We start from the raw sequence: 18,724 nt of genomic DNA, 5'->3' as shown, positions 1-18,724 counted from the left end.
AGGGAAGAACCCGATGCCACAGCTCTCGATCCAGCCGCTGAACCCGCAGATCCTGCCGGCGGCGACGGGGAACTACACGCACGGCGTCCAGGTGGACGGCGCCGGGCGGCTCGTCTTCGTCAGTGGTCAGGTGCCGTGGGGTGATGCGCAGGGCAAGGTCCCGGACTCGTTCGAGGAGCAGTGCCGGATGGTGTGGCGCAACGTGCTCGCCGTCCTGGCCGAGGGCGGGCTCGGCGTTCAGAACCTGGTCAAGGTGACCACCTATCTGTCCGACCGGCAGTACCGGGCGCTCAACTCGAAGATCCGCGAGGAGATCCTCGGTGAGCACGCGCCGGCGCTGACGATCATCATCTGCGACATCTACGCCGAGGAATGGCTGCTCGAGATCGAGGCCGTCGCCGCCGCCTGACCCGTACTGCGACCTGCCGTCCGTACTGCGGTCGCCGCACCTCGTACTGCGAACCGCGGGCCACTCGTCGCCGATTGGTTATGGATCCCTTGCCGCTCGTGCACCTAGCGTCGAGGCATGCGGATCAGAATCGTCGACGCGTTCACCGACCAGCCGTTCGCCGGGAACCCGGCCGGAGTGTGCCTGCTGGAAGCCGGTCCCTGGCCGGCGGACAGCCGGATGCTGCAGATCGCCGCGGAGGTGAATCTGTCTGAGACCGCGTTCGCCCGTCCGCTGCCCGGCGACCCGGACGCGGACTGGGAGCTGCGCTGGTTCACGCCGAAGGTCGAGGCGAAGATGTGCGGCCACGCCACCCTCGCGACCACCCACGCGCTGTCATCCGACGGGTTGCTGGCCGGGCCGGTCCGGTTCAACAGCCTGAGTGGGGTGCTGGTCGCATCGGTCGAAGGCGAGACGATCACGCTCGACTTCCCGGCGTCGCCGCCGACGGAGATCGCAGTACCGGCCGGCCTGTCCGAAGCGCTCGGCGTGCAGCCGAAGGAGACCTACCGCACCGAGCCACTCGGCGATCTGCTGGTCGTCCTGGCGGACGAAGCAACCGTCCGCTCAGCCACGCCGGACCTGAACGCCCTGGCCAAGCTCACCGAACAACACGCCTTCCGAGGCGCAATCCTCACCGCAAGAGCGGAGGGGCAGGGGGAAGGTGGTGCCGCCCCCGAGCCCGGCGAGCCTGCGGCCGCCGCGGAAGCGGGCGCGCCAGCGGCGTACGACTTTGTCTCGCGGTTCTTTGCTCCGGCGCACGGGATTCCCGAGGACCCGGTGACCGGTAGCGCGCATACCGGGCTGGCGCCGTACTGGGCGGGGCGGCTCGGGCGGGAGCAACTGGTGGGGTTCCAGGCTTCTGCTCGCGGCGGGCTCGTGCGGGTCCGGCTGGCCGGTGATCGCGTTCATCTCACCGGCCACGCCGTCACCGTCATCGACGGAGAGCTGAAGGTCTAGGCCCAGGTCTCCGCGTGGGTGATCGCACCGTTCGGCGCACCCAGTTCGGTCAGCACGTCCTCGGCGTCCGCCTCCAGCGGCTCGAACGGCCACTCCGGTACGACGTACGCGCGGGCGCCGGCGACCAGGTCGACACCGGGCAGCTCGAACCACGCCTCGCCGACCTCGCGGCTGATCTCGTAGATCGCCTGCTCGGCTGACTCGACCGGCTCGCGCTCGCCGGTCTCGTCGAGCTCGGCCGGGTGCCGCTCCTGCGCGGCCCGTCCGGCCTCGAGCAGCGCCTCCAGGTCGACCACGCGCAGGTCGAACCGCGACACCACGCTGATCACCTGGTCCTGCTCCTCGGCCTCTTCTTCGTCCTCGTCCTCGCCGACCTCGTCGTCCAGCAGCAGCGGCGCGGTCCCGGTGTGCTCGAAGACGGCGTCGTTCCAGCCCTCGACGAGCTCTTCCAGCGCCGAGTTCTGCTCGTAGAGGCTGTTCTGGTCCTCGTCACCGGTCATCGCCAGCAGGGCCTCGGTGTGGGCCTGCAGGCGTTCGGCCAGCTGGCGGCTGGCCTCGGCCAGCGCCTTGCGGCTCTCCTCGGAGAAGAACTGCTCCCCGGTGGCGGAGAACTCCTGGTTGTCCACTTCAGTCACTGCGGTCGTCCCTAACTCTGGTCGGGGGCTGCTCATTGCCAGGCGTAAGTATGCGCATTCGGAGCGGCGGCGCGAAGTCGGGTCCAGGAACAGCCGCCATGAGAGGCGCGTGAGAGGTATCCCAGCAGGTGTGAGAGGCCTGCGAGAAGACCCCTGACGCAGCAATTAGCGCAGTTCAGTGAACTCATGAGTACTTTTGCCGAAAGGCTGGACCGGCCGTGAAGGACGTGCTGTACCTCGCCCTGTGTGTAGCCACCTTCGCGACCGTCTGGTTCGCACTGCGAGGGGTGGAGAAGCTGTGAGCGCCGAGAACATCGCCGGCCTCGTGGTGGCCGCGGGCCTGGTCCTCTACCTGATCGCCGCGCTGATCTTCCCCGAGAGGTTCTGATGTCCGACACCGCCGCCGGCCTGCTCCAGGTCGGCCTGCTGGTCGCGCTGCTGGCCGCCGTCTACCGCCCGCTGGGCGGCTACATGGCCCGGGTCTACACGTCCGACAAGGACGCCCGGATCGAGCGCGGTACCTACAAACTGCTGGGAGTCGACTCCAAGGCCGACCAGACCTGGGCGACCTACGCCCGGTCGGTGCTGGCCTTCTCGGCCGTCAGCCTGATCGTCCTGTACCTGGTCCAGCGGCTCCAGTCGCACCTGCCGTTGTCGCTGGGGCTGCCGAACGTCGAGCAGGGGCTGGCCTTCAACACGGCCGCGTCGTTCGTGTCGAACACGAACTGGCAGTCCTACTCGCCCGAGGCGACGATGGGTCACCTGGTCCAGTTCGCCGGCCTGGCCGTGCAGAATTTCCTCTCCGCCGCGGCCGGCATCACCGTGGCGATCGCGCTGATCCGCGGCTTCGCCCGGTCCAAGACGGATCGGCTGGGCAACTTCTGGGTCGACCTGACCCGGACGGTGTTCCGCGTACTGCTGCCGATCGCGGTCCTGGGCACCTTGGTCCTGGTCGCGATGGGCGTCGTCCAGAACCTGTCCGGCGGCCACGAGGTGACCTCGCTGGTAGGCCAGACCCAGCACCTGCCCGGCGGCCCGGTCGCCAGCCAGGAAGTCATCAAGGAGCTCGGTACGAACGGTGGTGGCTTCTACAACGCCAACTCCGGCCACCCGTTCGAGAACCCGAACCCGCTGTCGAACCTGTTCGAGATCTTCCTGCTGCTGCTCATCCCGGTCAGCCTGACCCGGACGTTCGGCCTGATGGTCAAGGACAAGCGGCAGGGGTACGCGATCCTCGGCGTGATGGGCACGCTCTGGGCGGCGTTCACCTTCGCGGCGACCCTGTTCGAGAACCAGGGCGCCGGTACTGCGACGCAAGCGGCCGGCGCCGCCATGGAGGGCAAGGAGACCCGGTTCGGCGAATGGGCGTCGGCGCTCTTCGCGACCTCGACGACCGGTACGTCGACCGGCGCGGTGAACTCCGCGCACGACTCGTTCACCCCGTTGGGTGGCGGCACGGCGCTGTTCCACATGATGCTCGGCGAGGTCAGCCCGGGCGGTACCGGTACCGGCTTGTACGGCATGCTCGTGCTCGCCGTGCTGGCGGTCTTCGTGGCCGGGTTGATGGTCGGCCGGACCCCGGAGTACCTGAAGAAGAAGATCACCGCGCGCGAGATGAAACTCGTCTCGCTCTACATCCTCAGCACCCCGAGCCTGGTGCTCGCCGGTTCGGCGATCGCGATGGGACTGGCCGGTGCCAGAGCCTCGATCTTCAACGCGGACAGCCCGCACGGGTTCTCCGAGGTGCTCTACGCGTTCACGTCGGCCGGTAACAACAACGGCAGCGCGTTCGGCGGCCTCAGTGCCAACACGCCCTTCTTCAACACCACTCTCGGGCTGGTGATGCTGCTCGGGCGGTTCGTCCCGATCGTCATCGTGCTCGCCCTGGCCGGCTCGTTCGCCAGGCAGCAGCCGGTACCGGTGAACGAGGGCACGCTGCCCACCCACAAGGCCTTGTTCGTGGCGATGCTGGTCGGCGTCGTCCTGATCGTCACCGGCCTCACCTACTTCCCTGTACTGACTCTCGGACCCCTCGCGGAGGGACTGTGACCACCCTGACGAAGCCGCCCGCACCCAAGGCGGCGGTAACCCCCAAGAAGGCAGCCTCCGGTCTGTTCGACCCGAAGATGCTGCTGACCTCGCTGCCGGACGCGCTGCGCAAGCTCGATCCGCGGGTGATGGTGAAGAACCCGGTGATGTTCGTGGTCGAGGTGGGCGCGTTCGCGACCACGATCCTCGCCTTCACCGACTCCTCGGTGTTCGTCTGGTGGATCGTGGTCTGGCTGTGGCTGACCGTGCTGTTCGCCAACCTCGCCGAAGCCGTTGCCGAGGGACGTGGCAAGGCCCAGGCGGCCACGCTGCGCCGGGCGAAGACCGAGACGTCCGCGCGCAAGCTGTCCGCGGATCGCCTCAGCGAGCAGGAGGTCCCGGCCGCCTCGCTGCAACTCGGCGATCTCGTGGTCGTCGAGGCCGGTCAGATCATCCCTGGCGACGGCGATGTGGTCGAAGGCGTCGCCAGCGTCGACGAGTCGGCCATCACCGGTGAGTCGGCTCCCGTGATCCGGGAGTCCGGCGGTGACCGGAGCGCCGTCACCGGCGGTACGAAGGTGCTGTCGGACCGGATCGTCGTGAAGATCACCACCAAACCGGGGGAGAGCTTCATCGACCGGATGATCGCGCTGGTCGAGGGTGCCTCCCGGCAGAAGACGCCGAACGAGATCGCGCTGAACATCCTGCTCGCCAGCCTGACCATCGTGTTCCTGATGGCCACCGTGACGCTGCCGCCGTTCGCCGAGTACGCCGGAATCGACCTGAGCATCGTCGTGCTGGTCGCGTTGCTGGTCTGCCTGATCCCGACCACGATCGGCGCGCTGCTGTCGGCGATCGGGATCGCGGGGATGGATCGGCTGGTCCAGCGCAACGTACTGGCGATGTCCGGCCGGGCGGTCGAGGCAGCGGGTGACGTCAACACGCTGCTGCTCGACAAGACCGGCACGATCACGTTGGGCAACCGGCAGGCGTCCGAGTTCATCCCGCTCGCCGGGGTCACCGAGACGGAGCTGGCCGACGCGGCCCAGCTGTCCAGCCTGGCCGACGAGACGCCGGAGGGCCGCTCGATCGTCGTCCTGGCGAAGACGAGGTACGAGCTGCGGGAGCGGCACACCGGAGAGTTGCCGCACGCAACGTTCGTCGAGTTCACCGCGCAGACGCGGATGAGCGGCGTGGACGTGGACGGCCGGCAGATCCGCAAGGGCGCGGCCGGCGCGATCACCGCCTGGATCCACGATCAGGGCGGCACGGTGGTCGCCGAGCTCGGCGAGCTCGTCGACGGCATCTCCGCCTCCGGTGGTACTCCGCTGGTCGTTGCCATCAGCAAAGAAGGGGTGGCTCGCCCGCTGGGTGTCATCCACCTCAAGGACGTCGTCAAGGAAGGGATGCGCGAGCGCTTCGACCAGATGCGCGCGATGGGCATCCGGACCGTGATGATCACCGGTGACAACCGCTTGACCGCGAAGGCGATCGCCGAGGAGGCCGGGGTCGACGACTTCCTGGCCGAGGCGACGCCCGAGGACAAGATGGCGCTGATCAAGCAGGAGCAGGAGGGTGGCCGGCTCGTCGCGATGACCGGTGACGGCACCAACGATGCTCCCGCGCTCGCGCAGGCCGATGTCGGTGTCGCGATGAACAGCGGTACGTCGGCCGCCAAGGAGGCCGGCAACATGGTCGACCTCGACTCCAACCCGACCAAGCTGATCGAGATCGTTGAGATCGGCAAGCAGTTGCTGATCACCCGCGGATCGCTGACCACGTTCTCGATCGCGAACGACGTGGCCAAGTACTTCGCGATCCTGCCGGCCCTGTTCGCGACGGCCTATCCGGGGCTGGACAAGCTCAACATCATGCGGCTGGACTCGGCCGAGTCGGCGATCCTGTCCGCGGTCATCTTCAACGCGCTGGTGATCATCGCGCTGGTACCGCTGGCGCTGCGGGGCGTGCAGTACAAGCCGTCCTCGGCGTCGGCGATGCTGCGGCGCAACCTGCTGATCTACGGCGTCGGCGGGCTGGTCAGCCCGTTCATCGGCATCAAACTCATCGATCTGCTGATCTCGCTCATCCCGGGCATCGGCTGAAGGGCTTAGAGACAAATGTCCAGCAGACTTCCCGCGACCTTCCGTCAGTTCGGGGTCGCTACGCGGGCAATCGCAATCTTCACGCTCGCCTTGGGCGTCATCTACCCACTGGCGATGACCGGTGCCGCGCAGGTGCTGTTCCACGACAACGCGAACGGCTCGGTCATCCAGGTCGACGGCAAGGACGTGGCGTCCGACCTGATCGGCCAGGACTACTCGAAGGATCCTTCCTTGTTCCAGACCCGGCCATCGGCGGTCGACTACGACGCCGCGGGCAGCGCCGCTTCGCAGTACGGGCCGAACAACAAGGAACTGGAAGACCTGATCGCCAAGCGCCGCGCGGCTGTCGCCAAGCTCGAGGGTGTGGACCCGTCGCAGGTGCCGGCCGACGCGCTCACGGCCAGTGGCAGCGGGCTCGACCCGGCCATCAGCCCGGCGTACGCCGCTCTGCAGGTCAACCGAGTGGCCCGGGAGCGCGGCCTGGACGTGGCGAAGGTGCAACAGTTGGTCAAGGAGAACACCCAAGGCCGCACCCTCGGCTTCCTCGGCGAACCGCGCGTGAACGTGGTCACCCTGAACGCCGACCTTGCCGCCATGAACTAACTGAGACGATGAACCTATGAGCACAAGCGGTCGCGGGCACCTGCGGGTCTACCTGGGTGCCGCGCCCGGCGTCGGCAAGACCTACAAGATGCTGGGCGAGGCGCAGCGCCGGCATGAGCGCGGTACGGACGTGGTGGTCGGCTATATCGAGCCCCACGGCCGTGAGCACACCGCCGCCATGCTCGACGGCCTCGAAGTGGTGCCGCGCAGGATCATCGACTACCGCGGTAGCAGCTTCACCGAGATGGACCTCGACGCCGTCCTCGCCCGCCGGCCCGAGGTCGCACTCGTCGATGAGCTTGCCCACAGCAACGTTCCGGGCAGCCGGAACGCGAAGCGCTGGGAGGACATCGACGCGTTGCTGACGGCCGGCATCGACGTCATCTCGGCGGTCAACATCCAGCACCTGGAGTCGATCAACGACGTCGTCGAGAAGATCACCGGCGTACCGCAGCAGGAGACCGTGCCCGACCGGGTGGTCCGGGCCGCGGACCAGATCGAGTTGGTCGACATGACGCCCGAGGCGCTGCGCCGGCGAATGGCACACGGCAACGTCTACGCGGCGGACAAGATCGACGCTGCCCTGGGCAACTACTTCCGGGTCGGCAACCTGTCCGCCCTGCGCGAACTCGCGCTGCTCTGGCTCGCCGACCGGGTCGACGCCGGCCTGCAGCAGTACCGTTCCCAACATGACATCGACTCCACCTGGGAGGCGCGCGAGCGGGTCGTCGTCGCGCTCACCGGCGGACCCGAAGGCGAGACCCTGATCCGGCGTGCCGCCCGCATCGCCGCCCGCTCCTCCGGAGGGGATCTGCTCGCGGTCCACATCACCCGGTCCGACGGACTGACCGGCGCCAATCCGACCGCGTTGGCTCAGCAACGCCGGCTGGTCGAGAGCCTCGGTGGCAGCTATCACCAGGTCGTCGGCGAGAACATCCCCGACGCGCTGCTGTCCTTCGCCCGCGCCGAGAACGCCACCCAGTTGGTCCTCGGCGGCAGCCGCCGCTCCCGGCTGGCCGCGCTGCTCACCGGTCCAGGCATCGGGGCCAGCTCGATCCGCGACTCCGGCGACATCGACGTCCACATCGTTACGCACTCGGAGATGGGTCGCGGCCGGCTTCCGCGTGGACAGGGCAGCTTGTCCCGGCGCCGGCTCGGCTACGGCTTCGCACTCGCGGTGGTACTGCCCCCGCTCCTGGCGCTGCTGCTCGACCTCGGCGGCGACACGCTGAACCTGACCAGCAACGTTCTGGCGTTCCTCTTCGCCGTGGTGGTTGTCGCTCTGGTCGGCGGTCTGTGGCCGGCCCTGGTGATGGCGATCGCCGGCACCCTGGTGCTGAACTACTTCTTCACGCCACCGACCAGGACCTTCACGATCGCCGAGCCGAACAACGTGCTGGCCCTGGGCATCTTCGTCGGAGTCGCCGCGCTGGTCTCCTCGGTGGTCGACCGGGCGGCCCGGCGTACCAGGCAGGCGGCGCGGTCGGCGGCCGAGTCCGAGACGCTGGCGACCCTCGCCGGCTCCGTACTACGCGGCGAAACCGCCCTGGCCGCGCTGCTCGAGCGGGTCCGCGAGGCGTTCGGGATGACGAGCGCGTGCCTGATGGAACGCATCGACACCGATGAGCTGACCGAGACCTGGCGCCCACTGGCCTCAGCCGGTACGCCGACCTGCCGGCGGCCGGAGGATGGCGACGCGGAGATCCCGGGCAGGGACGGCCTGGTGCTCGTCCTGCAAGGACGGTCACTCGCGGCGGACGAACGTCGACTGGTCGGTGCCTTCGCGGCCCACGCGGCGGCTCTGGTGGACAAGGCCCGGTTGAGCGAGGCAGCCGCGGAGGCCAAGCCGCTCGCCGAGGCGGACAAGCTCCGTACTGCGCTCCTTCGCGCGGTCGGCCACGATCTGCGCTCGCCGCTGGCATCGGCCAAGGCATCTGTGACCAGCCTGCGCAGCTCGGATGTCGACTGGACCGACGACGAGCGCGACGAGTTGCTGGAGACGGCCGACGAATCCCTCGACCGGCTGACGCGCCTGGTGGACAACCTGCTCGACCTGAGTCGCCTGCAGGCCGGAGTACTGCCTGTTTTCCCGCGGCCGATGGCGCTCGACGAGATCATGCCGGGTGCGCTGGCCGAGCTGGGCGAGGGCAACGGCGACGTCACCGTGGACATCCCGCACACGCTGCCGCTCGTCGAGGCCGACCCGGCTCTGCTGGAGCGGGTGCTCGCGAATCTGCTGGCCAACGCGGTCCGCTATTCGCCGGCTGGGCGGCCGCCGTTGGTGACGGGGAGTTCGCTCGGCGACATCGTCGAAGTACGGGTGATCGACCGGGGCCCGGGCATTCCGAAGGAGCACCGCGACCGGGTGTTCGCGCCGTTCCAGCGGCTGGGGGACACCGACAACACGACCGGCGTCGGGCTCGGACTCGCACTGGCCCGTGGACTGGCCGAGGCGATGAACGGGTCACTGCAACCGGAGGACACGCCGGGTGGCGGCCTCACGATGGTCGTTTCATTGCCAGTGGCAACCTTGAGGCCGGATGACGCGCCGGTACCGGGCAGCCGGGAGCGTTCCGCGTCCGGACCGGAGGCGCAGGGATGACCGAGGTGCGGGGATGACCAGAGTCCTGGTGGTCGACGACGAACCGCAGATCGTGCGGGCGCTGCAGATCAACCTGAAGGCCCGGCGGTACGAGGTGCATGTCGCGGGCAGCGGTACGGCGGCGCTCAAGGTGGCGGCGCAGTACCCGCCTGACCTGGTCATTCTCGACCTCGGGCTGCCCGACTTCGACGGCATCGACGTGATCCGCGGGCTGCGCGGCTGGACCGAGGCGCCGATCCTGGTGCTGTCCGGGCGCACCGACAGTACGGACAAGGTCGAGGCGCTCGACGCGGGCGCGGACGACTATGTGACCAAGCCGTTCGGCATCGACGAGCTGCTGGCGCGGATGCGCGCGGTACTGCGGCGCAGCAACCTCGCGCAGGACCAGCCGATCGTGACGGTCGGCGGTGCTCAGGTGGATCTGTCGGCGAAGCGAGTAACACTGGAGTCAGGAGAGGACGTTCGCCTGACACCGACCGAGTGGCACCTGCTGGAGGTGCTGGTCAGGCACCCCGGCAAGTTGATGTCCCAGCGGCAGCTGCTCACCGAGGTCTGGGGGCCGGGGTACGAGACGGCGAGCGGCAACCTGCGCTTCTACATGGGGCAGCTGCGCCGCAAGCTCGAAGCCGACCCGGCCAGACCTGTTCACCTGCTCACCGAGCCCGGCATGGGCTACCGCTTCGAACCGTAGAGGGGGCTTGGCCGTGACGGTGATCGACAACGCCATCTATGTCGGCGGCCGGCGGGTCTCCGAACCCGACACGCTCGAGGACACCTACCGGCAGATCCGCGCGCGGCAGGGGATGGCCTGGATCGGCCTGTACCGGCCCGACCCGCTGGAGATCGAGTCGGTCGGTGACGAGTTCGGCTTCCACCGGCTGGCGGTCGACGACACGATCTCCGCGCACCAGCGACCCAAGCTGGAGCGCTACGGCGAGGTGCTTTTCACCGTGCTGCGCTCCGCCCGCTACCGCGACGACCTCGAACGGGTCGAGTTCGGTGAGCTGCACATCTTCACCGGCAAGGAATTCGTCGTCACGGTCCGGCACGCCGAGTCGCCGGATCTCGGCCTGGTCCGCAAGCGCCTCGAGACCTCGCCCGAGCTGCTGAAGCTGGGGCCCGAGGCGGTGCTCTACGCGATCCTCGACCAGGTGGTCGACGAGTACCAGCCGGTGATCGAGGGGCTGCAGGGCGACATCGACGAGATCGAGGACGAGGTGTTCGGCGCCGATCCCGAGGTGTCGCGGCGGATCTACGAACTGCTCCGGGAGGTGGTCAAGTTCCTCCGCGCGACCCAGCCGATGCCGGCCATGCTCGCCGATCTGCGCTCCGGCTTCGAGAAGTACGGCGTCGAGCTGGAACTGCAGCGCTACCTGCGCGACGTCGCCGATCACGTCGAGCGGGTGGTGGAGCAGGCCGCCGCGTTCAAGGTGCTGCTGATCAACCTGATCGGGGTCAACGCCACCATGGTCGCCCAGCGCCAGAACGAAGAGACCCAGCGGCTGTCCGAGCTGAGTCTGCGGCAGAACGAGGAGGTCAAGCGGATCTCGTCCTGGGCCGCGATCCTGTTCGCCCCGACACTGGTCGGCACCGTCTACGGGATGAACTTCACCGACATGCCCGAGCTGCACTGGCGGGTCGGCTACCCCTTCGCCCTACTACTGATGCTGCTCGTCAGCCTCGGCCTCTACACCGTCTTCAAGAAGCGCGGCTGGCTCTAGTGCGTCTAGTGCGGTTGGTGCCGTGCTCGACATAGAGTGACTGCAGTTGCACGCCAAGGGACCGGAGGGACAAGACGAGAACCCGGCCGACCTGGTCCGCTTCTGGTACGACCGCGTCCCCTCCGGCAGCTACTTCTTCGTCAGCCACTTCCGCAGCGCGGACGACGCTCGCAGCGCCCGGCTGCAGGAGGTCGTCCAGCAGTCGATCGGTCGAGGTCGCTGGCGCACCGACGAGGAGATTCTCGCCCTCCTCCCGGACGGCGTCACGGTCCTTCCGCCGGGGCTGGTCCCGGCCAACGCATGGCGGCCCGTGGGGGCGCCCGAAGAGCTGACCGCCTGGGGAAGATTGATCGGCGCAGTGCTGGCCGTCAAGCCTTGAGGCCGGCGTACTAGCGGCTGAGCAGCTCGTCGAGAATGTCGCCCTCGCGCAGGCATGGCTCGAAGTGGCCGGCAGTCAGGTGCATGTCCGATTTCTTCAAGACGTGACCGGCCGGAGCGGGGCATGGTGGGCGTATGGAGATTTTTGATGCTGCACGTGAATTCGTCCGGACCGAGGCGCGGCTGGTGGAGCGCCGCTTGTTCGCGACCGTGTTCGAGGGCGCTGATCCGGCCGGAGTGGTGGACGCGTTGCGCGGTTATCAGAACGCCGATGGTGGGTTCGGCCACGGGCTGGAGCCCGACAAGCGGTGCCCGGACAGCGTGGCGCTGGATGTGGAGACCGCGTTCGACACCCTGCTCGCCGCCGGCGCCCGGGACGACGAGATGGTACGCCGGGCCTGCGACTGGCTGCAGTCGGTCGCGACACCCGAGGGCGCCGTCTCGCTGACCTCGCCGGTGATCGAGGGCTACCCGCGAGCCGAGCACGTGGCCGAGTGGACCTACGTCCCGGGGCTCAACCCGACCGCCGGTCTGGTCGGGCGGCTGTACGACTTGGGCGTCGAGCACCCGTGGCGCGACCAGGCCGAAGCCTGGTGCAAGACGGCCCTGACCGAGGGCTTTCCCGAGGATGCCCACGCGATGCACGAGTCGATGGTGTTCCTCGAGCACACTGAGCAAGCGGACGTGGCGAAGGTGAGGGACTGGCTGCCGAAGCTCAGCCACTACCGCGCTGACGCCGCCGACCCGTCGTACGGCGTGACGCCGCTGCACTTCGCTTCGACCCCGGACAGCTTCTGGCGGCAACTGTTCGACGACGACCAGATCAACGGCCACCTGGACCGCCTGATCGCCGATCAGCAGGACGACGGCGGCTGGGCGATCACCTGGGAGCCCCCGGGCACCGCCGCAACCCTCGAATACCGCGGAATCCTGACAGTCAACGCGCTGCGCACCCTCAAGGCCTACGGCCGCTTGCCGATCAACTGATCCGCTAGCTCGGTGCGGGCGTAGAGCACGACCCGGCCGGCGCGGGCCTTGCTGACCAGGCCATTGGTCAGCAAGGTCGCCAGTTGCTGTGAGATCGCGCCCGGCGTCACCTGCCGTCGACGAGCCAGTTCGAGCGTGGAGGCAGGACACTCCAGTGCGATCAGCAGCGCAGCGCGCGCCGGTCCGATCAGGCTGTCCAGCGCGCCCGGCTCGGATGGCCTTTGTTCCCAGAGCGTGCCTATGCCGCGGGCGGGGTACGCGACAGTGGGCGGCTCGTCCGCGCCTACCGGGCTGATCGCGTGCTTGGCGAACACCGTCGGCACCAGCCAGAACCCGCGCCCCTGCACCTCCGCGTCGTAGTCCAGCTCGTACGACGAGACGCGGAGCCGCAGTACTCCGTCTGACCATTGGGCACTCGGGTCGAGCCCGGTCAGTACTGCGCCGGCACCATCGCGCGCGAGCAGCCGGGCGCGATAGACCATGTCGGCCTCGAGTACTGCGCGCATACGCGGCCAGTGCGGCTCCACCGCCGAAGTCCAGTACGACGTGAGGAGATCCGCGAGCCGATCCCGCAACAAGCGGGGCCGGGCGCAGAGCCGCTCCAACTCGACGGGCAGCGGGCGGCCGGAGTACGCGCTGCGGACGTCCGCGACCGCCCGGCGAGGAGGCGTCGACCGGACGCGTCGGAGTTCGTCGTCGACGTCCGGTAGCGGTGAGGTCGGTCGTGGGGTGAGGAAGTCGGGCAGCCATTGGACCTGCGGCGCGACCAGCGACATCAGCAGCTCACGATCCGGCCAGTCCTGGAGCAGCGCTTTGGTCTGCCGGATCCAGGGCAGATGCAGAACATGCGCCGACGGCTCGTACAGGGCCCACAAACTCGTCGCGGTCTCCAGCAACGGCGAGCAGGCGAAGCGCATGTCCGCGAGATCGTCGACGCCGAGCCGGTAGCTGATCATTTAGCTCCAGGCTAACTCTCTGGCTCCGGCGTAGGGCGTCCGGTTCTCATCATGGGCATGACTGAGATCCAGCTCGTACGGCGTCCGTCCGGCGTCCCCACCGCTGACCTGTTCGCCTTCGTCGACATCGAGCCGCCGTCGGTTCAGCCGGGTACCGCGCTGGTGGAGAACCTGCTGCTGTCCGTCGACCCCTACATGCGCGAGTGCATGGATGACGACTGGGAGCTCAACGCGGGCCTGGAGGGACGCGCGATCGCCCGGGTGATCGAGTCCGGTACGCCGGACCTCGCGCCCGGCGACATCGTCTTCCACCGCAAGAGCTGGCGCACGCATGCTCTGGTGACGCCGGCAGAGAGCCGCAAGATCGAGGAGATCCCAGGCGTACCGCTGTCCGCCCACCTCGGCATCCTCGGCGGCACCGGGCTGAGCGCGTATGTCGGCCTGACCCGGATCGCGACGCTCCAGCCCGGCGAGACGATCTTCATCACGGCCGCGGCCGGCGGAGTCGGTACCGCGGCCGGCCGGATCGCCAAGTTGCTCGGCGCCGGCCGGGTGATCGGGAGTACCGGCACGACCGAGAAGGCGAAGTACCTCACCGAAGAAGCCAGCTTCGACGCGGCCTTCTCCTACCGGTCGGGGTCGATCGGCGAGCTGCTCGCCGAGGCTGCTCCCGACGGCATCGACGTCTGCTTCGACAACGTTGGCGGTGAGCACCTGGCCGCGGCGATCGACGTACTGCGTCCGCGCGGCCGGATCGCATGGTGTGGAGCCGTCTCGTCGTACAACCATCAGGCGCCAGTTGCCCCCAGCAACTTGTTTGAGATCGTCGGCAAAGAGCTCAGGCTGGAAGGCTTCCTGGTCCGCGAACACCTGGACGCGCGACCGGAGCTCTACGACTTCCTGACGCCCTACCTGCGATCCGGCGAGGTGATCTCGGACGAGACGATCGTGCCCGGTTTCGACTCGATGGTCGAGACCTTCCTCGCCATGCTCCGCGGTGAGAACGTCGGCAAGATGCTCGTGGAGCTCTAATCCGCCTCGGCTGGGTGGGCTACTTGGCGGTCGCCCCACTGGGTGAGGAGACCTCGGGCGATCTCCAGGTCGTCGCGCAGTGAGCGGTCGGTCAGCACGTCGGGGAGCGCGCCCAGCGCATCGGCGAGCCACGGCCCGATCGCGGCCGGCGCGAGCTTCTCCGGATCCAGCCGGGCCAATCGCACAGCGCGTACGGCCGTTACGAGTTCGCAGGCCAAGACATCCCGCAATGCGTCCAGCAACTGCCCAGTCAGTACTGCGGCCTGTGGCGCGAAGCTCGCGTGATGCTCGGCGCCCCGGGAGAGCGTCGCAGTGCCGAGTGTGGCCGGCTGGGCCGTCGAGCGGACGGAGGCGAGGGCGTCGTGGGCGACGTACTCGATCATCATCACGCCCGAGCTCGCCTCCGAACCGCTGGCCAGGAAGCGGCTCAGGCCGGTGAAGTCGGGATCGACCAGGTTCGCCACCCGGGAGGTGGACAGCGTCGCGACCGAGTGCAGGCTGAGCCGGAGCGAGTCCAGCGCGAGCGCGATCGGCATCGCGTGCCAGTTGCCGTTGTGCAGCACGGTGTCGCGGGCCACCAGCGGGTTCTCCGCCGAGGCGTTGATGTCGATCGCCAGAGCGTTGCCCAAGGCATCGACATGGTCGACGGCCGGGCCGAGCACCTGGGCGAAAGCGCGCAGACCGAACGGGTCCTGCACGCGAGCCGGCGGGGTCGGCAGGTCGTCGAGGAGCCCGCGCATCCGCCGGGCCACCCGGACCTGGCCGGGTTGCGGGCGGGCCGCGTGGACGCGTTCGTCGTACACCTCGGCGTTGCCGCGCAGGGCGACGTGGGAGAGCCCGCCGACGAGCGGTACGACGTTGATCAGCGTCGCGGCTTCGACAAAGGCGAGGCAGCACTCGGCCAGCGTGATCGCGTTGCTAGACAGCAGGGGGAGGGCGCTGGTGCCGTCGATGACATCGCCCAGGGCCAGGCCGAGTTCGGCCAGTGAACCCAGGTCGCCGGTGCCGATCGCGCCACCGCGATGCAGATCGGGCAGCTCGTCATCGTTGAGCAGGGCAACGATCGCGTCGGCCACCTCGGGCGCGAGTCCGGAACCCCCGGAGGCCAGCTGGTTGACCCGGATCAGCAGCCCCAGCCGCACGACGTCCTTCGGGTACGAGGTCGTCCCCGTCGTCGAGTGCGATGCCAGCAACCGGGCGCCGTGCTCGGGGTCGGCGGTGAGCACGTCCCGGTTGGCGCCCACGCCCGTGGTCCGCCCGTAGACCGGCCGATGCAACGCGATCTCGGCGACCGCCTCGGCGGACTCGGCCATCCGCTTGCGCGCGTCGTGCCCGAGCCGCACGGCCGTCCGCCGCTGACCCAGCGCCACCGCATCCAGGGGCGACAACCCCACCCCGACAATCTCCACGGGCTCCACCCGCCCAGTGTGGCCCCCGCCCACTCTCCCGCGGAGCCCCGCAACGCCCGCGCCCGTCTGAAACCCGAGACACCACCACTTTGAGCACCGGCCAGCCGGCCTACTGGCGGGTAGGTGGCTGGCCGGTGCTCAAGGTCGGCTGAAGGGGACGAAAAAAGCCCGCCGATCCGGTGGGATCGGCGGGCTTGGGGAGGTTTTAGTGGGTCAGGACTGGCCGTAGCGCTTCTTGAACTTCTCCACGCGGCCCTGGGTGTCCATCACGCGCTGCTGGCCCGTGTAGAACGGGTGGCTGGCGGACGAGATCTCGACGTCGACGACCGGGTAGGTGTTCCCGTCGTGCCACTCGATGGTCTCGGTGCTCTGGCGCGTCGAGCCGGTCAGGAAGCTGAAGTCGCCGGACTTGTCCCGGAAGACGACCCGGCGGTAGTCGGGGTGGATGTCGTTCTTCATGCTGCGGTACTTCCTTCCAGGTAAGGGGCGAACGGGTCCGTCAGCTTCTTGGCCGACTCACCCGCACGAAGGACACAACCATCGAGGAGCCTGGCTAATTCCCCGACGTCCAGCTCGACACCGGTGATCGACAGGTACGACGCGCGGTCGCCGTGCTCGGGATGCCACTCCAGGGCCGACCGGGCCTGATGGGTCTGGCCGACCTCGGACCACCGCTCCACCGGGAGATCGGCGAGCCACGGACCGAGAACGCCGAGAGCGATGTTGGCACCGAAGCTGTCCCAGCCCAGGCGCGCGTGTGGCTGCGACGCGAGCCAGACCGTTCCCTTGCCGCGAACCGATCCGACGACCAGTTCCTCGAGTACGTCGTACAGCCGCTCCGGATGGAACGGCCGGTCCGACTGCCAGACCAGGGTCTGCGCCCGCTCGTCGATCTGCAGCGGAGCACTGATCGAGCCGGGCTCCATCCACGCCTCAGCCGCATCCGGATCATGCAGCCGTACTCCGAACAGCTCCCGCGCCGCCGCGGCAGTCCGGACCAGCGCCTGCGGATTCAGTGCCAGGGCCAATGCGCGCGTGGTGGCGATGGATTCCTCAGCGGCATCCGCGCTGCTGAGGATCACGGCGTTCGCGTACTCGACCTGCCGTATCAGTACCTCCGCGATCGCCCGGCCGTCTTCGGCGGCGGTCGGAATGCCGCGGTCCTGGATCAGATCCTCACCGCTCACATCCTCGGCGAAAGTGGCCGAGTCGAGCACAGCCAGTACGGCGTCCACTCGGAGCTCGTCGCCGGCATCGCGGGCGATCTCCTCGGCCAATGCCTGGGTGTCGCCTGCGCCGGGGACCGAGACGATCGCCGCGTTGTACTTCTCGGTCGCGGCGATGCTGACCAGCAACGGGACGAGCGTGCCGCGCATCGCACACGACACACACGGGTGGCCCATCCGGATCACCTCATGGTCGATCACGCCGCCGGCGGTCCGGGCGATACGCAGTACGGACCCGCCTGCTAGTGCGCCGACGTCGTACTCGACCAGGACGGCGCGGCCGTGCGCTGCCAGCAACTCGGCTGCGACAGAGGCGCGGGACGACTCGTCGACGCCGGTCAGCAGGGTGATCGGCAGGTGGCTCGGCATGGCACCCCTCAATGGTTATTGAAAATGATAACCAGTACAGAGTACACTCCCCGGCATGGCTAAGCGCAACGATGTCCGCCCGATCGTCAAGCTGCGGAGTACCGCGGGGACCGGGTTCACCTATGTGACCCGGAAGAACCGCCGCAACGATCCCGACCGGCTGGTGATGCGCAAGTACGACCCGAAGGTCCGCCGGCACGTCGACTTCTCCGAAGAGCGGTAAACCATGGCGAAGACGAGCAAGATCGCGAAGAACGAACAGCGCAAGCGAACGGTCGCCCTGTACGCCGAACGCCGCGCCGAGCTGAAGCGGATCATCGCCGACCCGGCGTCGAGCGTCGAGGAGCGCGGCGCCGCGCAACTGCGGCTGCAGAAGCTGCCCAGGGACGCGAGCCCGATCCGGGTCCGCAACCGCGACGTGGCCGATGGCCGCCCCCGCGGCTTCCTCCGCAAGGCGGGCATCTCCCGAGTCCGGTTCCGCACGATGGCCCACCGTGGGGAACTGCCGGGGATCACCAAATCGTCTTGGTGATCCGAGCACGGCGCCGGCCGGGATCAGGTGGTTCCGGCCGGCGCCGCGCTGTCGTAGGTACCCCCGTGCAGAAGCACTCTCCGGAGCGTGTATTGTTCTCTTTGTCGGAGCGAGTGCGGGACGCGAAAGCGGCCGGGTGCTCCGAACTCCCTGAAGGTCCCAGGAGCTGAAGCACGCCTCGTGCGGGTTTCGGTCACTGCGTTTTGTGGGGAGGCTGGTTCGGAAAGAGCCGATTTGACTGGCTCAGCACGAAACAGTAATGTTCGGCGGGTTGCCCCGGAGCTTGGTTCGGAAGAATCAGGCGCGGTGTGCGTCCGATTCTTGAGAACTCAACAGCGTGCCGAAAGTCAATGCCGAAATTTAGCATTAACCCGTTTCACGGCATTGGATGATCCTGTCCGCCCTGGTCCCTTCGGGATTTTGGGTGTTGGGTTGTCTGTTGTTCGTGTTCGGATTCCTTTGAGAAATTATGATTCAAGTCAGTTTGATTGTTTCTGAGATATCAAAGGATCACTCGAAGTAGTCTGTTATCCACGCCTTTGTGTGTGGTTGACATATGGATTTCAACGGAGAGTTTGATCCTGGCTCAGGACGAACGCTGGCGGCGTGCTTAACACATGCAAGTCGAGCGGTAAGGCCCCTTCGGGGGTACACGAGCGGCGAACGGGTGAGTAACACGTGAGCAACCTACCCTCAACTTCGGGATAAGCCTCGGAAACGGGGTCTAATACCGGAT

At 68.0% G+C, this 18,724-nt stretch carries 19 protein-coding genes and 1 rRNA gene; 15 read left to right on the top strand and 5 right to left on the bottom strand.

The annotated features are described in order from the left end of the window. Nucleotides 1-13 precede the first annotated feature (13 nt). Together A3ES_RS0122395 and A3ES_RS0122390 are read left to right on the top strand one after the other, a co-directional pair. Nucleotides 14-409, top strand: coding sequence for a RidA family protein (locus A3ES_RS0122395; protein ID WP_020389080.1), 396 nt, complete (start codon nucleotides 14-16; stop codon nucleotides 407-409). 117 nt (nucleotides 410-526) lie between these two features. Next, nucleotides 527-1,408, top strand: coding sequence for a PhzF family phenazine biosynthesis protein (locus tag A3ES_RS0122390; protein ID WP_020389079.1), 882 nt, complete (start codon nucleotides 527-529; stop codon nucleotides 1,406-1,408). Here the strand turns inward: A3ES_RS0122390 and A3ES_RS0122385 are convergent. Continuing rightward, a complete protein-coding gene (locus tag A3ES_RS0122385; RefSeq protein WP_020389078.1) occupies nucleotides 1,405-2,043 on the bottom strand; it encodes a hypothetical protein in 639 nt (212 codons plus the stop codon). The genes A3ES_RS0122390 and A3ES_RS0122385 overlap by 4 nt on opposite strands. A 298-nt stretch (nucleotides 2,044-2,341) precedes the next feature. Between A3ES_RS0122385 and kdpF the strand changes: the two genes are divergently transcribed. The 9 genes from kdpF (at nucleotide 2,342) to A3ES_RS0122335 (ending at nucleotide 12,464) form a co-directional block, all read left to right on the top strand. Next, nucleotides 2,342-2,431, top strand: coding sequence for a K(+)-transporting ATPase subunit F (gene kdpF, locus A3ES_RS52200; protein WP_020389077.1), 90 nt, complete (start codon nucleotides 2,342-2,344; stop codon nucleotides 2,429-2,431). After that, nucleotides 2,431-4,092, top strand: a complete 1,662-nt coding sequence (gene kdpA / locus A3ES_RS0122370) for a potassium-transporting ATPase subunit KdpA (RefSeq protein WP_020389076.1) — start codon at nucleotides 2,431-2,433, stop codon at nucleotides 4,090-4,092. Before kdpF ends, kdpA begins: the two co-directional genes overlap by 1 nt. A 77-nt stretch (nucleotides 4,093-4,169) precedes the next feature. Next, nucleotides 4,170-6,173: a potassium-transporting ATPase subunit KdpB gene (gene kdpB, locus A3ES_RS0122365; RefSeq protein ID WP_202806562.1), complete on the top strand. Its 2,004-nt coding sequence runs from the start codon at nucleotides 4,170-4,172 to the stop codon at nucleotides 6,171-6,173. 15 nt (nucleotides 6,174-6,188) lie between these two features. Next, the gene (gene kdpC, locus A3ES_RS0122360; protein WP_020389074.1) at nucleotides 6,189-6,776 is read left to right on the top strand and encodes a potassium-transporting ATPase subunit KdpC; all 588 of its coding nucleotides are present in this window, start codon (nucleotides 6,189-6,191) and stop codon (nucleotides 6,774-6,776) included. Between the two features lie 16 nt (nucleotides 6,777-6,792). Continuing rightward, nucleotides 6,793-9,378 carry a sensor histidine kinase gene (locus A3ES_RS0122355; protein WP_020389073.1) on the top strand — a complete coding sequence of 862 codons (2,586 nt, stop codon included), beginning with the start codon at nucleotides 6,793-6,795 and terminating at the stop codon, nucleotides 9,376-9,378. Between the two features lie 13 nt (nucleotides 9,379-9,391). Beyond that, nucleotides 9,392-10,069 (top strand): response regulator, encoded by a 678-nt coding sequence (locus tag A3ES_RS0122350; protein ID WP_020389072.1) that lies wholly within the window; start codon nucleotides 9,392-9,394, stop codon nucleotides 10,067-10,069. A 13-nt stretch (nucleotides 10,070-10,082) separates the two neighbouring features. Then, nucleotides 10,083-11,099, top strand: coding sequence for a magnesium and cobalt transport protein CorA (locus tag A3ES_RS0122345; RefSeq protein ID WP_020389071.1), 1,017 nt, complete (start codon nucleotides 10,083-10,085; stop codon nucleotides 11,097-11,099). 46 nt (nucleotides 11,100-11,145) lie between these two features. Beyond that, complete coding sequence (locus tag A3ES_RS0122340; RefSeq protein WP_020389070.1) at nucleotides 11,146-11,478, top strand: SAM-dependent methyltransferase; 333 nt, start codon at nucleotides 11,146-11,148, stop codon at nucleotides 11,476-11,478. Between the two features lie 134 nt (nucleotides 11,479-11,612). Further along, entirely contained in the window at nucleotides 11,613-12,464 is an 852-nt protein-coding gene (locus A3ES_RS0122335; protein WP_020389069.1) for a prenyltransferase/squalene oxidase repeat-containing protein, read from the top strand. Here A3ES_RS0122335 and A3ES_RS0122330 read toward each other — a convergent pair. Continuing rightward, nucleotides 12,440-13,420, bottom strand: a complete 981-nt coding sequence (locus tag A3ES_RS0122330) for a DUF5937 family protein (RefSeq protein WP_020389068.1) — start codon at nucleotides 13,418-13,420, stop codon at nucleotides 12,440-12,442. The two genes, A3ES_RS0122335 and A3ES_RS0122330, sit on opposite strands and share 25 nt — an antisense overlap. 57 nt (nucleotides 13,421-13,477) lie before the next feature. Between A3ES_RS0122330 and A3ES_RS0122325 the strand changes: the two genes are divergently transcribed. Beyond that, nucleotides 13,478-14,452 (top strand): NADP-dependent oxidoreductase, encoded by a 975-nt coding sequence (locus A3ES_RS0122325; protein WP_202806559.1) that lies wholly within the window; start codon nucleotides 13,478-13,480, stop codon nucleotides 14,450-14,452. Here A3ES_RS0122325 and A3ES_RS0122320 read toward each other — a convergent pair. The 3 genes from A3ES_RS0122320 to A3ES_RS0122310 all read right to left on the bottom strand — a co-directional run bounded on the left by A3ES_RS0122320 (nucleotide 14,449) and on the right by A3ES_RS0122310 (nucleotide 17,456). Beyond that, complete coding sequence (locus A3ES_RS0122320) at nucleotides 14,449-15,870, bottom strand: aromatic amino acid ammonia-lyase (protein WP_237745026.1); 1,422 nt, start codon at nucleotides 15,868-15,870, stop codon at nucleotides 14,449-14,451. The two genes, A3ES_RS0122325 and A3ES_RS0122320, sit on opposite strands and share 4 nt — an antisense overlap. A gap of 204 nt (nucleotides 15,871-16,074) precedes the next feature. Further along, entirely contained in the window at nucleotides 16,075-16,320 is a 246-nt protein-coding gene (locus tag A3ES_RS0122315; RefSeq protein WP_020389065.1) for a type B 50S ribosomal protein L31, read from the bottom strand. Next, the gene (locus tag A3ES_RS0122310; protein ID WP_020389064.1) at nucleotides 16,317-17,456 is read right to left on the bottom strand and encodes a CobW family GTP-binding protein; all 1,140 of its coding nucleotides are present in this window, start codon (nucleotides 17,454-17,456) and stop codon (nucleotides 16,317-16,319) included. Before A3ES_RS0122310 ends, A3ES_RS0122315 begins: the two co-directional genes overlap by 4 nt. A 55-nt stretch (nucleotides 17,457-17,511) precedes the next feature. Between A3ES_RS0122310 and rpmG the strand changes: the two genes are divergently transcribed. The 3 genes from rpmG to A3ES_RS0122295 form a co-directional block, all read left to right on the top strand. Then, nucleotides 17,512-17,679, top strand: coding sequence for a 50S ribosomal protein L33 (gene rpmG, locus A3ES_RS0122305; protein ID WP_020389063.1), 168 nt, complete (start codon nucleotides 17,512-17,514; stop codon nucleotides 17,677-17,679). Nucleotides 17,680-17,682: 3 nt separating this feature from the next. After that, entirely contained in the window at nucleotides 17,683-17,988 is a 306-nt protein-coding gene (gene rpsN, locus A3ES_RS0122300) for a 30S ribosomal protein S14 (RefSeq protein WP_020389062.1), read from the top strand. Between the two features lie 563 nt (nucleotides 17,989-18,551). Beyond that, nucleotides 18,552-18,724, top strand: a 16S ribosomal RNA gene (locus A3ES_RS0122295); the annotation flags it as partial.

Origin of the sequence: Kribbella catacumbae DSM 19601, from assembly GCF_000372465.1 — a bacterium.
Taxonomy (GTDB): domain Bacteria; phylum Actinomycetota; class Actinomycetes; order Propionibacteriales; family Kribbellaceae; genus Kribbella; species Kribbella catacumbae.
This window is presented reverse-complemented; position numbering and strand designations above follow the sequence as displayed.